Source organism: Kitasatospora sp. NPDC127067 (assembly GCF_042724755.1).
GTDB classification, from domain to species: Bacteria; Actinomycetota; Actinomycetes; order Streptomycetales; family Streptomycetaceae; genus Kitasatospora; species Kitasatospora lactacystinica.
In genome coordinates this window covers 84,226-98,982 of record NZ_JBHXEM010000016.1, presented here as the reverse complement: position 1 = coordinate 98,982, position 14,757 = coordinate 84,226, and the positions used below count along the sequence as shown (strand labels likewise).

At 73.1% G+C, this 14,757-nt stretch carries 13 protein-coding genes and 2 tRNA genes; 8 read left to right on the top strand and 7 right to left on the bottom strand.

Translation table 11 applies throughout. The features are described from left to right. The first annotated feature begins 29 nt into the window (after positions 1-29). Positions 30-815, top strand: a complete 786-nt coding sequence (locus ACFWJ4_RS09875; protein WP_380541373.1) for a DUF3152 domain-containing protein — start codon at positions 30-32, stop codon at positions 813-815. Between the two features lie 87 nt (positions 816-902). On the opposite strand, the gene ACFWJ4_RS09870 is transcribed toward ACFWJ4_RS09875, so the two are convergent. The 4 genes from ACFWJ4_RS09870 to purS form a co-directional block, all read right to left on the bottom strand. Next, positions 903-1,718, bottom strand: coding sequence for a sterol carrier family protein (locus tag ACFWJ4_RS09870; RefSeq protein ID WP_380541370.1), 816 nt, complete (start codon positions 1,716-1,718; stop codon positions 903-905). Between the two features lie 67 nt (positions 1,719-1,785). Then, on the bottom strand, positions 1,786-4,041 hold the full coding sequence (gene purL, locus ACFWJ4_RS09865; protein ID WP_380541367.1) for a phosphoribosylformylglycinamidine synthase subunit PurL: 2,256 nt from the start codon (positions 4,039-4,041) through the stop codon (positions 1,786-1,788). After that, the gene (gene purQ / locus ACFWJ4_RS09860; RefSeq protein ID WP_359897716.1) at positions 4,041-4,718 is read right to left on the bottom strand and encodes a phosphoribosylformylglycinamidine synthase subunit PurQ; all 678 of its coding nucleotides are present in this window, start codon (positions 4,716-4,718) and stop codon (positions 4,041-4,043) included. The genes purL and purQ overlap by 1 nt, the downstream gene beginning before the upstream one ends. Continuing rightward, positions 4,715-4,969, bottom strand: coding sequence for a phosphoribosylformylglycinamidine synthase subunit PurS (purS, locus tag ACFWJ4_RS09855; protein WP_049654013.1), 255 nt, complete (start codon positions 4,967-4,969; stop codon positions 4,715-4,717). Before purS ends, purQ begins: the two co-directional genes overlap by 4 nt. 465 nt (positions 4,970-5,434) lie before the next feature. Between purS and ACFWJ4_RS09850 the strand changes: the two genes are divergently transcribed. The 7 genes from ACFWJ4_RS09850 to ACFWJ4_RS09820 all read left to right on the top strand — a co-directional run bounded on the left by ACFWJ4_RS09850 (position 5,435) and on the right by ACFWJ4_RS09820 (position 10,070). After that, entirely contained in the window at positions 5,435-5,752 is a 318-nt protein-coding gene (locus tag ACFWJ4_RS09850) for an Lsr2 family protein (protein WP_359897715.1), read from the top strand. 143 nt (positions 5,753-5,895) lie between these two features. Further along, a tRNA-Gly gene (locus ACFWJ4_RS09845) sits at positions 5,896-5,968 on the top strand. 39 nt (positions 5,969-6,007) lie between these two features. After that, positions 6,008-6,080, top strand: a tRNA-Gly gene (locus ACFWJ4_RS09840). A gap of 187 nt (positions 6,081-6,267) precedes the next feature. After that, positions 6,268-7,275 carry an ABC transporter ATP-binding protein gene (locus tag ACFWJ4_RS09835; protein WP_380541364.1) on the top strand — a complete coding sequence of 336 codons (1,008 nt, stop codon included), beginning with the start codon at positions 6,268-6,270 and terminating at the stop codon, positions 7,273-7,275. Further along, positions 7,272-8,102: an ABC transporter permease gene (locus tag ACFWJ4_RS09830; protein WP_380541361.1), complete on the top strand. Its 831-nt coding sequence runs from the start codon at positions 7,272-7,274 to the stop codon at positions 8,100-8,102. The genes ACFWJ4_RS09835 and ACFWJ4_RS09830 overlap by 4 nt, the downstream gene beginning before the upstream one ends. A gap of 97 nt (positions 8,103-8,199) precedes the next feature. Next, positions 8,200-9,429 carry a sensor histidine kinase gene (locus ACFWJ4_RS09825; RefSeq protein WP_380541358.1) on the top strand — a complete coding sequence of 410 codons (1,230 nt, stop codon included), beginning with the start codon at positions 8,200-8,202 and terminating at the stop codon, positions 9,427-9,429. A gap of 17 nt (positions 9,430-9,446) precedes the next feature. Next, positions 9,447-10,070 carry a response regulator transcription factor gene (locus ACFWJ4_RS09820; protein WP_359897711.1) on the top strand — a complete coding sequence of 208 codons (624 nt, stop codon included), beginning with the start codon at positions 9,447-9,449 and terminating at the stop codon, positions 10,068-10,070. Positions 10,071-10,097: 27 nt separating this feature from the next. Here ACFWJ4_RS09820 and ACFWJ4_RS09815 read toward each other — a convergent pair whose 3' ends face one another. The 3 genes from ACFWJ4_RS09815 to ACFWJ4_RS09805 form a co-directional block, all read right to left on the bottom strand. Further along, complete coding sequence (locus tag ACFWJ4_RS09815; RefSeq protein WP_380541355.1) at positions 10,098-10,997, bottom strand: phosphoribosylaminoimidazolesuccinocarboxamide synthase; 900 nt, start codon at positions 10,995-10,997, stop codon at positions 10,098-10,100. Between the two features lie 152 nt (positions 10,998-11,149). Then, positions 11,150-12,697 carry a N,N-dimethylformamidase beta subunit family domain-containing protein gene (locus ACFWJ4_RS09810; RefSeq protein WP_359897708.1) on the bottom strand — a complete coding sequence of 516 codons (1,548 nt, stop codon included), beginning with the start codon at positions 12,695-12,697 and terminating at the stop codon, positions 11,150-11,152. A 228-nt stretch (positions 12,698-12,925) separates the two neighbouring features. Further along, positions 12,926-14,509, bottom strand: coding sequence for a hypothetical protein (locus ACFWJ4_RS09805; protein WP_380541352.1), 1,584 nt, complete (start codon positions 14,507-14,509; stop codon positions 12,926-12,928). Positions 14,510-14,757 lie beyond the last annotated feature (248 nt).

The window sequence follows — 14,757 nt, the reverse complement described above, 5'->3', positions numbered from 1 at the left end:
GCAAGCCGCGACGCGGACCCGGTCCTGGCATGCTCACGGCACTCGTGGTCTCCGCAGTGGTACTGGGGGCCGCGGCGATCATGCTGTACCGCCCAGCGGGAACCCCGGCCGCCGCCCCGACCGCCCAGGCGAGGGTCGCCCCGCCGGGCGAGCAGGCCACCACGGCGGCACCGACGGCGGAGCAGGCACCGCCCCCGGCTCCCGCCCCGGCCGACACCCCGCCGCCCGCCCCCGCCGCGCCGGACCCCGGCCCCACCAAGGGTGCGGGCACCTTCACCGTCGCCCCGGCCACCGCCAAGCCGATCGGACGCGGCAACGTGCGCCGCTACCGGGTCGAGGTCGAGGACGGCATCGGCATCGACGCCCCGACCGCCGCCACGCAGATCCACGCCATCCTCGGCGACAAACGAGGCTGGACCAACGACCGCAAGAACGGCTTCCAGCTGGTCGCCGACGGCCCGTACGACTTCGCCGTGAAGATCGCCTCGCCGGCCACCGTGGACCGGATCTGCGGCGCCTCCGGGCTGGACACCCACGGCGAGGTCAACTGCAACGTCGGCAACCAGGTGCTCGTCAACTCCAAGCGCTGGAACACCGGTTCACCGCAGTTCAGCGGACCGCTGGAGGAGTACCGGGCGCTGATCGTCAACCACGAGGTGGGCCACCGGATCGGCCACGGGCACGAGGGCTGCCCGGGCGAGGGCAAGCCCGCCCCCGCGATGATGCAGCAGATCTACGGCCTCAAGGGCTGCACGCCCAACGCCTGGCCGTACTCGGCACAGGGCACGTACGTGGGCGGGCCGTCCGTCCCGTAGAACCGCGGCGGCGGGGGCGGGTCCTGGGCAGCCGTCCTGGGGCGTGTCCGACAATTCCCGCCGGGTGCGCGAATGGTCGGACACGCCCTAACAGAGCACCGGCAGGTACTCCCGCAGGTCGCTGCGCTCCCCCGAGGCGGACACCTCGGCCGCCTCCACCGCCGCCGCCCAGTCGGCCCGGCCGGTGGCCAGCCGGATCCAGGTCAGCGGATCGGTCTCCACCACGTTGGGCGGGGTGCCCCGGGTGTGCTTCGGCCCCGGCACCGCCTGGACGACCGCGAACGGCGGGACGCGCAGCTCGACGGCGCCGCCGGGCACCTGCCCGGCGAGGGCGTCGGCCAGCACCCGGGAGACGGTGGCGAGGGCCTCGCGGTCGTGCGGGAAGGCGTCCAGGCCGAGCGCGTCGGCCAGGTCGTCGGCGTGCACCACGGCCTCGATCAGCCGGGTCACCAGGTAGTCGCTCAGGAGCATCGGATGGCCGCTCAGGAAGGTCACCCGCCGCTCCGGTTCCGCCGCGGCCCGGCCGACGAGCACGGCCAGCACGGCGTCGAGCGACCGGTCGAACTCGGCGGCCACCTCCTTGGGCGGGCCGGCGAACCCGGCCGCCGTGTGCTCCGTGGTCGCGGCGTCGACGAAGCCGGCCATCGTCCCGGCCAGCGCCGCGTAGTCGGCCAGCGGGAGCACCGGCCCGTCCACCTCCGGCAGGTCCAGCACGGCGGACAGCTGGCTCAGCGCCAGGCTCAGGTGGGTCACCAGCTCCCGCACCCTCCAGGAGCCGAGCCGGGTCGGCCGTTCCAGATCGGACTCCGTCAGCTGGTGCACGACCACGCGCACCGCCTCGCTCTGCGCCGTCAACGCGGCGCTCACCTTCTGCGGCTGATACGTACGGGACTTGGCAGGCATGGGCGTCAACATACGCCGAGGGGCGGGTGGTTCACCAGAGAACCACCCGCCCCTCGTCGACCGCGCGTCAGGCCAGCAGGGCCTCGATGACACCGGTGCGGGCGTCCTTCAGCTCGGCCAGCGAGACGCTGAACCGGCCCTGGACGTCCAGGCTTTCGCCGTCCACGACACCGATCCGGGTGGCCGGCAGGCCGCGCGCGGTGCACATGTCGTTGAACCGGAGCTCCTCGCTGCGCGGCACCGCCACGACGGCGCGGCCGGCCGACTCCGAGAACAGCAGGACGAACGGGTCCTGGCCCTCGGGCAGAACGATCCGCGCACCGTGGCCGCCCTTGAGGCAGCTCTCCACCAGCGCCTGACCGAGACCGCCGTCGGACAGGTCGTGCGCGGCGTCGATCATGCCGTCGCGCGAGGCGGCGATCAGGATCTCGCCGAGCAGCCGCTCGCGCTCCAGGTCCACCGCGGGCGGCAGGCCGCCGAGGTGGTCGTGGACGGCCTGCGACCAGGCCGAGCCGCCGAGCTCGTCCGCCGTGTCGCCGAGCAGGTAGAGCAGCTGCCCCTCCTCGGCGAAGGCCAGCGGGGTGCGCCGGGTGACGTCGTCGATGACGCCGAGCACCGCGACCACCGGGGTCGGGTGGATGGCGACCTCGCCGGTCTGGTTGTACAGCGAGACGTTTCCGCCGGTGACCGGGGTACCGAGCACCAGGCAGGCGTCGGCCAGGCCGCGGGTGGCCTCGGCGAACTGCCACATCACGTCCGGGTCCTCGGGGGAGCCGAAGTTGAGGCAGTCGGAGACGGCGAGCGGCTTGGCACCGCCGGCCGCGACGTTGCGGTACGCCTCGGCCAGGGCCAGCTGGGCGCCGGTGTACGGGTCCAGCTTGGCGAAGCGGCCGTTGCCGTCGGTGGCGACCGAGACGCCGAGGTTGGTCTCGTCGTCGATCCGGATCATGCCCGAGTCCTCGCCGTGCGAGAGCACGGTGTTGCCGAGCACGTAGCGGTCGTACTGGTCGGTGATCCAGGACTTGGAGGCCTGGTTCGGGTGGCTCGCGACCTTCAGCAGGTCGGCCTTGAGGCCCTCGCCGGTGGTCGGGCGGGCCAGCCGCTCGGCGGTCGGGGCGTCGGCCTGCAGCGCGTCCTGCCAGCTCGGGCGGGCGTACGGGCGCTCGTAGGTCGGGCCCTCGTGGGCGACGGTGCGCGGCGGGACGTCCACCACGAGCTCGCCGTGCCAGAAGATCTCCAGGCGCTCGCCGTCGGTCACCTCACCGATGACGTTGGCGATGACGTCCCACTTCTCGCAGATCTCCAGGAAGCGGTCGACCTTGTCGGGCTCCACGATCGCGCACATGCGCTCCTGCGACTCGCTCATGAGGATCTCCTCCGGCGAGAGCGTGTGGTCGCGCAGGTGCACGGTGTCGAGCTCGATCCGCATGCCGCCGGAGCCGGCCGAGGCCAGCTCGCTGGTGGCGCAGGACAGGCCGGCGCCGCCGAGGTCCTGGATGCCCTTGACGAGCTTCTCCCGGAAGATCTCCAGGGTGCACTCGATCAGGAGCTTCTCCTGGAACGGGTCGCCGACCTGGACGGCCGGGCGCTTGGCCGGCTTGCTGTCGTCGAAGGTCTCGGAGGCGAGCACCGAGACGCCGCCGATGCCGTCGCCGCCGGTGCGGGCGCCGTACAGGATGACCTTGTTGCCGGCGCCGGAGGCCTGCGCGAGGTGGATGTCCTCGTGCTTCATGACGCCCACGCACAGCGCGTTGACCAGCGGGTTGCCCTGGTAGCAGGAGTCGAAGACGACCTCGCCGCCGATGTTCGGCAGGCCCAGGCAGTTGCCGTAGCCGCCGATGCCCGCGACGATCCCGGGCAGCACGCGCCGGGTGTCCGGGTGGTCGGCCGCGCCGAAGCGCAGCGGGTCCATCACGGCGACCGGGCGGGCGCCCATCGCCAGGATGTCGCGCACGATGCCGCCGATGCCGGTGGCCGCGCCCTGGTAGGGCTCGATGTACGACGGGTGGTTGTGCGACTCGACCTTGAAGGTGACCGCGTACCCCTGGCCGACGTCGACGACGCCGGCGTTCTCGCCGATGCCGACGAGCATCGCGTCCGAATCCGGCTTCTTCTCGCCGAACTGCTTCAGGTGGACCTTGCTGCTCTTGTACGAACAGTGCTCCGACCACATGACCGAGTACATGGCGAGTTCGGCGCCGGTCGGGCGGCGGCCGAGGATCTCCCGGATGCGCGCGTACTCGTCCTCCTTGAGGCCGAGCTCGGCCCAGGGCTGGGCGGCGTCCGGGGTCTGCTCGGCGTTCTTGACGGTGTCGAGGCTCATCAGGCGTTCACCAGCTGCTTCAGGACGGAAGTGAAGAAGCCCAGGCCCTCGGTGGTCGGGCCGGTGAGCGGCTCCACGGCGTGCTCCGGGTGCGGCATCAGGCCGACGACATTGCCGGCGGCGTTGGTGATGCCGGCGATGTCGCGGTACGAACCGTTCGGGTTGACGTCCAGGTAACGGGCGACGACCCGGCCCTCCGCCTCCAGTTCGTCCAGCACCCGCTCCTCGGCGACGAAGCGGCCCTCGCCGTTCTTCAGCGGGACGACGATTTCCTGGCCGACCGAGTAATCCCGGGTCCAGGCGGTGCCGGCGTTCTCGATGCTCAGCTTCTGGTCGCGGCAGATGAAGTGCAGCGAGTCGTTCCGGGTGAGCGCCCCGGGCAGCAGGTGCGATTCGCAGAGCACCTGGAAGCCGTTGCAGATACCGAGCACCGGCATTCCGAGCTTCGCCTGCTCGATGACGGTCTCCATCACCGGCGAGAAGCGGGAGATCGCACCGCAGCGCAGATAGTCGCCGTAACTGAATCCGCCGGGCAGGACGACGGCGTCGACCTGGTGGAGATCCTTGTCACGGTGCCACAGGGCGACCGGCTCGGCGCCGGCGAGGCGGACCGCCCGCTGGGCGTCGCGGTCGTCGAGGGAGCCGGGGAAAGTGACGACGCCGACGCGGGTGGTCACTTGCCCTCCTCCTCGACCCGGACGGTGAAGTCCTCGATCACGGTGTTGGCGAGAAAGGTCTCGGCGGCTTCGCGGATACGGGCGAGCGCCGCGTCGTCGACCGGGCCCTCCACATCCAGCTCGAAACGCTTGCCCTGGCGGACGTCGGCGATCCCGGTGAATCCGAGGCGGGGCAGTGCACGCTGCACCGCCTGTCCCTGGGGGTCGAGGATCTCCGGCTTGAGCATGACGTCGACTACGACGCGTGCCACTGGCACTCCCGGTGGTGTCTTCGGTGAGGCGGGGGAACTCCAGACTACCGGTGGTTTCGGGCAGGATTGCTGGCCGGGGATAGCGACGCGCGTAGACCCGAGACCCTTACGCCACAAGGGATCCGAACCCCTCACCCGCCGCCCGGGCCGACCGGTTTCCGTGGATTCGGCACTCGGAACGGCCCCGTCCGGAGAACACCCGAATACGGCACTTGGGGACAGAACCGCCCGTCCCGCACATCGGTATCCAGGAGTCCCGCGAAGAGACGTGAATATCCGGAAAAGAATGCCGGACTCTTCGATTTCTGCCCCCTTCGGGTGCAGAATAGGGCCACCTGTCGCGGCAAGTGCTGCGTATCAGGCGAGCCACCCGGCGCGCCCGTACGCGCTTGCGCGAGTTGGTGCACATCAGGCCCCGGTACCCCCTCGGACCGGCGGCCGAATTGCCCGAGAGGATTGACACCCATGGCACAGCGTGTAGTTGTCACGCTCTCCGACGACCTGGACGGCGGCTCCGCCGCGGAAACCGTCCACTTCGGCGTCGACGGGAAGTCGTACGAGATCGACCTGTCCGTGGACAACGCGGAAAAGCTGCGGGAGGCCCTCGCTCCGTTCGTCGCCGCCGGCCGCCGCCAGAGCCGCACCGGAAAGTCCTTCCGCCGCACCGCCCTCACCCCGGACCCGGCCGCCGTCCGCGCCTGGGCCCTGTCCCGCGGGATGGAACTGCCGGCCCGTGGCCGCATCCCCAAGCACGTGTACGAGGCGTTCGCCGAGGCGAACTGAGCCTCGCGGGAGTCCGCTCCCCGGTCGCCCCGCCCGCCCTGGCCGAAAGGGTGGGGCGACCACCCCGAACGATGCTGTAGAGTATTCCTCGTCGCCGCAACGGAGAGATCCGAAGAGGCGGCGGGTGCCCCACCAGGCACCATGCGGACGTGGCTCAGTTGGTAGAGCATCACCTTGCCAAGGTGAGGGTCGCGAGTTCGAATCTCGTCGTCCGCTCGCAGTGCGCGAGCACAGCACAACTCAATAGTTTGACCTGCGGACGTGGCTCAGTTGGTAGAGCATCACCTTGCCAAGGTGAGGGTCGCGAGTTCGAATCTCGTCGTCCGCTCCGATACGAAGGGCCCCCTCGTTCGAGGGGGCCCTTCGGCATTCCTCCCCGCACTCCTGACACGGCGGTGCCCCGGGCGCCGGCGATATCGACCATGACATTTGTCATCGCCGACCCGTGGATCCCCACCGCGATGTCATGACGGCCCGCACTGCCCGCGCGGCCCGGTCGGCGGAAGGCTTGGGGCATGGAGACGAGCCGGGCGCCCCGCCCCAGCGAAGACGTGATCGAGGTCACCGACCTGCACCGCCACTACGGCGGCGGCACCAACGGGTACCACGCCGTGCGCGGCGTCGACCTGACCGTCCGCCGCGGCGAGCTGTTCGCCCTGCTCGGCACCAACGGGGCCGGAAAGACCTCCACCATGGAGGTCATCGAGGGCCTGGCCGCGCCCACCGGCGGCACCGTCCGGGTGCTCGGCCGGGACCCCCACAAGGAGCGCGCCGCCGTCCGCCCGCGGATCGGCATCATGCTCCAGGAGGGCGGCTTCCCCGGCGAGCTCACCGCCGCCGAGACCGGCCGCGTCTGGGCCGGGATGACCAGCGGCGCCCGCCCGGTGGCGGAGGCGCTGGAGCTGGTCGGCCTCGGCCACCGGGCCAATGTCCGGGTCAAGCAGCTGTCCGGCGGCGAGAAGCGCCGGCTGGACCTCGCGATGGCCCTGCTCGGCCGCCCCGAGGTGCTCTTCCTGGACGAGCCCAGCACCGGTCTCGACCCCGAGGCGCGCGCCGCCGTCTGGCAGCTGGTCCGCGAGCTGCGCGCCCAGGGCACCACGGTGCTGCTCACCACCCACTACCTGGAGGAGGCCGAGGAGCTCGCCGACCGGCTGGCCATCATGCACGGCGGCCGGGTCGTCACCTCGGGCACCGTCGCCGAGGTGATCGCCGACCGGCCCGCCCGGATCGGCTTCGAGCTTCCCGAGTTCACCGGCGCCGCACTGCCCGTCCTGGCCGGGGCCGAACTCGCGCTCGACGGCCGCAAGGTCACCGTGCAGACCCTCACGCTCCAGGACACCCTCACCGACCTGCTCGGCTGGGCCCGGCACCACGGGATCGCGCTCGGCGCCCTGGACGCCCGCAGCGCCTCGCTGGAGGAGGCCTTCCTCGCGATCGCCTCCGAGGCCGCCCACCAGAACCCCCCGCAGGCGCCCGCCGCCGACCGCCCCGCCCGCCGCCGCCTGATCGGATCCGCCCGATGACCACCACCGTCGCCACTGCCGCCACCGGTCCGCAGAGCACTGCCGCCCGTCGGCTGCTCGCCCTCGGCCGGGCCGAGGCCACCCTGCTGCTGCGCAACCGCACGGCCCTGTTCACCGCCCTGGCGCTGCCGCTGTTCCTGGTCTTCACCCTGAAGGGCGTGCTCTCCCAGCAGGCCGAGTCCAACCCCGGACTGGACGTCGACTCGCTGCTGGTCTACGGCTCGGTCGGGATGATCCTGGCCTTCGTCGTGTACTACAACCTGACCGCCGCGTACGTCGGGCGGCGCGGCGAGCTGGTCCTCAAGCGGCTGCGCACCGGCGAGGCCCGGGACATCGAGATCCTGCTCGGCACGGCCGTCCCCTCGGTCGCGCTCGGCCTGATGATGGCCGCCCTGATCGGGATCGGCGGCAGCCTCGGTCTGCACCTGGCCGTGCCGGTCAACCCGGTGCTGATGCTGGTCGGCCTGCTGCTGGCGCTGGCCACCATGATCGCCCTGGCCGCGCTGTCCAGCGCCTTCACCAGGACCGTGGAGAGCGCGGGCATCACCACCCTGCCGATCATGCTGGTGATGCAGCTCGGCTCCGGGCTGTTCATCCCGCTGGAGGTCATGCCCAAGCAGCTGGCCGACATCTGCCGCCTGCTGCCGACCACCCCGGCCTTCCAGCTGATCCGCGTCGGCTGGTTCGGCACCGACGGCTCGGCCGCCGCGACCGGCTTCGCCGGCTCCTGGGGTGCCGCCGGCTCGCACCTGGTCACCGGGGCGATCTGGCTGGGCCTGGCGGTCTGGGGCGCGGTGCGCTACTTCCGCTGGGAACCGCGCCGCTGAGCTTCGAGCAGTAATCCGAAGGAACGCCCCCGGTACGGCCTCTGATATGAAGGCAGCAAGCAGGATCGTGGTCGAACTGGGGGCGGAAGAATTGAGAATGCGGTCGCCGCATCGGCACTGGACCAGCCTGAGCAAACCCCAGCGCACCGAGCTGTACCTGCGCTGGTCGCTCTACCTGATGGCGATGTTCGTCCTACCCGGCGTCCTGCTCGGCGCCGGGAGCGCCGTCGGCCAGGCCGGGAACATCCCGGTGATCCGGATCTCCGTGCTGATCGGGCTCGCCACCACCCTGGTCCTGCTGCGGACCTACCGCGTCGCGATGGACCACTACCTCGGCCGCCCCACCGACCCCCGGCTCTGGCTCGCCCTCTCGGTCGGCCTCGCGGTGGCGGGCTCCTGGACCGTCCTGCTGTTCGGCCCCGCCGACGGCGGACCGGAAAGCCCGGGCGGCCTCCCCTTCACCCTGTTCGTCACCAGCACCCTGCTGCTGTTCGCCCACGGCCCGGTGTGCGTGGCACTGACTCCCCGCCGGGCCGCCGTCGTCGGGCTGGGCATGCTGCTGGCCGTCTTCCCGGCCGCGGCACTCGCCGGGATCGACCCCGCCGGCACCGCCGGCTACCTGACCGGACTGACCCTCGGGATGGCCCTCCTCGGCCCCAGCTGCCGCAGCTTCGCCTGGCTCACCTCGATCGTCTGGGAGCTGGACGCCGCCCGCGAGGCCCAGTCCCGGCTGGCCGTCGCCGAGGAGCGGCTGCGCTTCTCCCGCGACCTCCACGACGTGATGGGCCGCAACCTCACCACCATCGCGCTGAAGAGCGAGCTCGCCGTCCAGCTCGCCCGCCGGGGGCGCGAGGAGGCCGCCGACCAGATGGCCGAGGTGCAGAAGATCGCCCAGGAGTCGCAGCGCGAGGTCCGGGACGTCATCCGCGGCTACCGCACCGCCGACCTGCACGCCGAGGCGATCGGCGCCCGGGCGGTGCTGCGCTCGGCCGACGTCTCCTGCGAGATCGACCTCGGCGAGCACGCCGACCGGCTGCCGGGCCCGGTCCAGTCGGTGTTCGGCTGGGTGATCCGCGAGGCCACCACCAACGTGCTGCGGCACAGCGAGGCCGGCCGCTGCCTGATCCGGCTGCGGACCGAGGACGGACGGGCCGTACTGGAGCTGGAGAATGACGGGGTGCCCGACATCCCGTTCCCCTCCCAGGGCAGCGGCACCGGGCTGCGCGGACTGCGCGAGCGGCTCGCCGCCCACGACGGCGAACTGACCGTGTCGACCGCCGAGGCGGGCGTCTTCCGGATGCTCGCCACCGTCCCGCTCCCCCGCTGAGGAAGAAAGACCGCCCGATGACCGAGAACGCCGCGCCCGTCCGCGTCCTGCTCGCCGACGACGAGCACCTGATCCGGGGCGCGCTGGCCGCGCTGCTCTCGCTGGAGGACGACATCGAGGTGGTCGCCCAGGCCGGCTCCGGCACCGAGGCACTGGCGATGGCGCTGGCCCACCGCCCGGACGTCGCGGTGCTGGACCTCCAGATGCCGGGCAAGGACGGCATCGAGGTGGCCGCCCAGCTGCGGCTGGCGCTGCCGGACTGCCGCTGCATGATCGTCACCGGCCACGGCCGCCCCGGCTACCTGAAGCGGGCGCTGGAGGTCGGGGTGCGCGGCTTCCTGCCGAAGACCGTCTCGGCGGCGGACCTGGCCGGCATCATCCGCACCGTGCGCTCCGGCGGCCGGTACGTGGACCCCGAGCTGGCGGCGGACGCGATCAGCGCCGGCGAGACCCCGCTGACCCCGCGCGAGACGGACGTCCTGGAGCTGGCCGCCGACGGCACCCCGATCGCCGAGATCGCCGAACGGGCCTCGCTCTCCCAGGGCACCGTGCGCAACTACCTGTCCTCGGCGGCCACCAAGCTGGGCGCGGAGAACCGCCACGCGGCGGTGCGGATCGCCCGCGAGCACGGCTGGATCTGAGGCCGTGCCCGCGGGCGGTCGAGCGGGTCAGGCCCAGGTGGTCCCGGTCAGCCGCTCGTACACGTCGATGTACTTGGCGCGGGTCAGCTCGACGATCTCGGCCGGCAGCGCCGGCGGCGGCTGCTCGCTGTAGCGGTCCCAGCCGGAGTCCGGGGAGACCAGCCAGTCGCGGATCAGCTGCTTGTCGAAGGACGACTGCGAGCGGCCCGCCTCGTACTCGTCGGCCGGCCAGTAGCGGGAGGAGTCCGGGGTGAGCACCTCGTCGCCGATCACCAGCTCGCCGTCCAGCAGGCCGAACTCGAACTTGGTGTCGGCCAGGATGATGCCGCGCTCGCGGGCGATGTCCCGGGCCCGGGCGTAGACGTCCAGGGTGGTGCGGCGCAACTGCGAGGCGAGTTCGGCGCCGATCCGGCGGGCGGTCTCCTCGTAGGAGACGTTCTCGTCGTGCTCGCCGACCTCGGCCTTGAGCGCGGGGGTGTAGATCGGGGCGGGCAGCTCGGAGCTGTTCTCCAGGCCCTCCGGCAGCGCGATGCCGCAGACCGTGCGGCTCTCCTGGTACTCGGCCAGGCCGGAGCCGGCCAGGTAGCCGCGGGCGACCGCCTCGACCGGGATCATCTCCAGGCTGCGGCAGACCAGCGTGCGGCCCTTCCAGTCGGCCGGGGCGCCGGCCGGGGCCTCGGTGGAGATCACGTGGTTGGGAACGATGTCGGCGATCCGCTCGAACCACCACAGCGACAGCTGGGTGAGGATGCGGCCCTTGTCCGGGATCTCGTTCGGCAGCACCCAGTCGTGGGCGGACGTCCGGTCGCTGGCCACCATGACCAGCTCGCCCGAACCGGTGCGGTAGAGGTCGCGCACCTTGCCGGTGTGCAGGTGGACCAGGCCGGGTACCTGGACCGGCTCGGGCTTGGTGACAAATCCGCTCAAGGTGTTCAGTCCTCAGGGGTCGTTCACGGGCGGGGGCACCGCGAAAGGGGAGGTCACTGCCCCCGCAGTCTTTCACGCCCGCCGGAACGCCGGTTCTCCGGCCACCGCGCGCCGGTTCCCGGCCACCGCGCGCCGGTTCTCGGCCACCGTGGTCAGTGCGGCTGGTTCTTGCAGAGCCGGTCCAGCAGGTTGGCGGTGGCCCGCTGGATGCGCTCGTCGGTCAGCCCCGGGCGCCCCAGCGCGGGCGACCAGGCGAAGGTTCCGGCCGCGAAGACGTACGCGCCGCTGGGCGCGCGGTACAGCGAGGTCTCCTGGTAGCGGGTGCGGCCGGCCGGGTCCTGGTACGGCGAGTGCGCCAGCAGCACCCGCTCGACGTGCTCGGGCAGCGCCACCTTGGGGTAGTAGCGGTCGGCCTCGCCGGCGACCAGCCCGGGCAGCTCGTCGCCCTCCTGGAGGCCGGTGCCGTCCCAGAGCCAGTGCGCGGTGTGCCGGGCGACCAGCGGGACGGGCGCGGCGACCCGCCCCGAGTACTGCACCCCGAGCAGGTGCTGCTCGGGCTCCCCGGCGTCCCGCCACAGCGCGCTGGCCGCGCCGGGCGCCCCGGCGGCCGGGCTGCCGGCGCCGACCTTCTGCCGCTTGCGGCAGTTGAGCAGCCGGTTGGGCTCGCCGGAGGCGGCGGCGGTCAGCTCGACCCGCCAGTACATGGTGTTGGCGGAGAGGAACACCAGCGAGGTGCCGCCGTCCCTGGCCCGCTCGGCGGCCCGGCGCATCGGCTCGGACCAGTACTCGTCGTGGCCGGGGAAGACCAGCGCCCGGTGCCGGGACGGGTCCACCAGGCCGGCGTGCAGGTCGGTGGCGGTGGCGTAGGAGAGGTCGTAGCCGAAGCGCTCGGCCCAGCGGATGAAGTCGTACGCGTGGCCGACGTGCAGCGGCAGTCCGGCGGTGGCGTGCGGGCGGTCGAAGGAGACGGTGACGGCCGCCTCCGGCTCGCCGACCAGGCCGCCCCGGCCGTCCCAGGCGTGGTAGAGGCTGGCGCCGGTTCGGCCGTCCTCGGGGAACAGGTTGTACGCCTGCCAGGTCACGTCCGGGAGCACCAGGAGCAGTTCGGCGGTGCGCGCCCGGTCCTCGAAGTCCCGGACGGTGAAGGGGATGTGGCTGCGGTGCAGCATGTCCGCGGTGGTCAGCACGGCGACGTAGGCGCCGGGCTTCCAGTGCGCCGGGATCTGTTGCCGCCAGGAGTGCCACCAGTGGTGGCAGGAGACCGTCCGGTCGACCACCAGCGGGGCGGGCTGGGCGAGGCCGGCGATCGACGGGCTGGAGGTCATGTGGCGGGCGCCGTCGCCGCCGTAGTGGCCGATCCGGAAGATGTTCACGGTGAACTCGCGGGGCGGGTTGACGGTGACCCGGAAGTCCACCGAGCCGCCGGGGCGGACCACCCCGGCCGAGGCGAAGCCCTTGATCTGCTGGTCCACGTCGTTGGCGCCCTGCGGGGTTCCGACGGACGGCTTCCTGCGGACTCCGGCCGTCAGCGACTGCTGGCCCGGCGCGCCCACCGAGACGTACCAGGGCACGGCGCCCTCCGCCCCGGCCAGGTACTGGTCCGGGCTGCGCAGCCAGGGCAGCGGGCCCTGGCCGAAGGGGTCGGAGACGCTGTAGGCGTGCGTCCCCGACTCCCAGCGGCGGTTGAGTTCGGTCCCCACGCGCCCCTCCCAGGTGCACTTCCGCCCGGTTGGCACGTGCCCCCCGGATGTGCGTGCGGTCTAATACACCACAGACTGCTGGCGCAGCGTCACCCTCCGGTAGCGATTGGTGCGGGGAATCTCGCGCGCCTCCCGGGAGGGGCCTCCGGCCTGCGAAGACGCCCGGCAGCCGGCCCTTTTGGGGGCGCGTGCGGCGGTGCCGAGCGCCCTCCTGTGACGCCCGGGACGTCAGAGGCGCACGGGTTTCTCAAGACGGACGTCGGCGGCGTCCAGCCAGGCGCGCAGCGGACCGTCCTGGCCCTGCTCGACGGCCTGGGCGACCGGACCGGCCAGGTCGGTGCGGCGCACCCCGCCGAGCAGCAGCACCGGGCCGTCCAGCCAGTCCAGGCCGGGGGCGCCGCCGGCGGTGTCCACGGCGGCGCAGCAGACCATCGCGGTGACGTGGTCGACCAGCAGGTCGCGGCCGCTGCGGTCGGGTTCGAGCAGCGGGGCCGGGGCGGTGGTGCGGGCCAGCTGGGCGGCGAGCGCGGCGGCCAGCAGCTCTCCGTCGCCCTCGGCGAGCCGGCCCAGCAGCCGGGTGAGGGTCGGGGCGCCGGGGCGGGACTGCGGGGCGAGCCGGTTCAGGGCGGTCTGCAGGGTGGCGGCGCCCGCTCGCCAGCCGGCGTCCACCACCTCGGCCGGGTAGTCGGCCCACTCCAGCTCGCGCCAGGCGCCGGCCGCCGGGCGGCCGAAGAACAGGTCGGCGGCGAGCCGGGAGACCGCCCGGTCGACGGTGCCGGGCTCCTCCAGCAGGTCGCAGGCGGGGCGGTCGCCGAGCCGGCTGCCGTAGCCGTCGGCCAGCCGGTCGCGCCGGGACAGCTCGGTGAGCGCGGCGACCACGCCGGCGTTGAGGTGGGCCGGGTGGCGGCCGAGCCGCCAGGCGGGCAGCGCGACCCGGGTGAGCAGCCGGTCCCAGCCCGCGTAGGCCAGGCCGACCTGCTCCTGGGCGGCGATCCGCAGTCCGTAGTCGACCGTCCTGGCCTGCTCGGAGGCCCAGCTCGCGACCGAGCGCTCCAGCTCGGCGGAGTGGCCCCGGCAGGCGCCGAGCAGGCGGCGCACGACCCTGCGGACGATCCGGTCGGCGAGCGCGGCCGGACCGCGCCGGGGCGGCCGGGGCGGGGCGGCCAGGGTGGCGCCGCCGAGACCGGGGGCCGCGCCGGCGCCGGAGTCCAGACAGGCGTCCAGGCTGCGCAGGAAGCGCCGGGCGGCGGCGATCTCCGGGTCGGCGGAGGCGGCGGTGCCGGCCACCACGGGGGCGAGCAGGGCGCGCAGTTCACCGGCCCGCATCCACCACAGGAAGGGCGAGCCGATCACCAGGACGGGGGCGGGCGCCCCGGGGTCCCGCCGCGGCGGAGCCGTCCGCCGGCCCGGCGGGACGTCCTCCAGCCAGCTGTCGCAGTCCGGGGTGAGGGCCACGGCGGAGGGCGCGGGCACCTCCAGCCGGTCCGCCAGCTCGCCGATCAGCCGGTACAGCTCGGGGGCCTCGGCGCGCTCCAGCGGGACGGCCGGGGTGCGCGGCGGGACGGTCCGGTGCAGGGCCCGGGCGGTCAGCCCGGCCACCGCGAGGGTCAGCGCGGCGACCGCGCAGACCGCCCAGCGGGCGGCGTCCCAGCCCGCGGCGTCGGCGGCCCCGGGCGCGCCGATCCGGCCGGTGAACCGGCCGGCGAGCAGGACCACCGCCACGGCGGCGGGCAGGGCGGCGGCGGCCCGGGCGAGGCCTCGGATCCGCAGCACCACCTGGGCGTGAGCGCGCGCGATGTCGATTGCGGCCATACGGTGCGGCACCCCCTTCGGAGCCCTCGGGCGCCCGGCTTCGGGCCCTGAGCCGACTCGAAACGATCAGTTCCGACCGGGAAGCGGAGGCGTCCGATCCCGGTAGTGCATGCTGCGTGGCGCTACTGACATTTTCGACGCCCCGGTCCGGGTGGGCGTTCCGGATCACCCCGGTTTCCACTCGTCCCGGTGACACCGCCCGGTTGTTCCGGTGACGCCGCCCGGGTGTTCCGGTGACACCGCCCGGA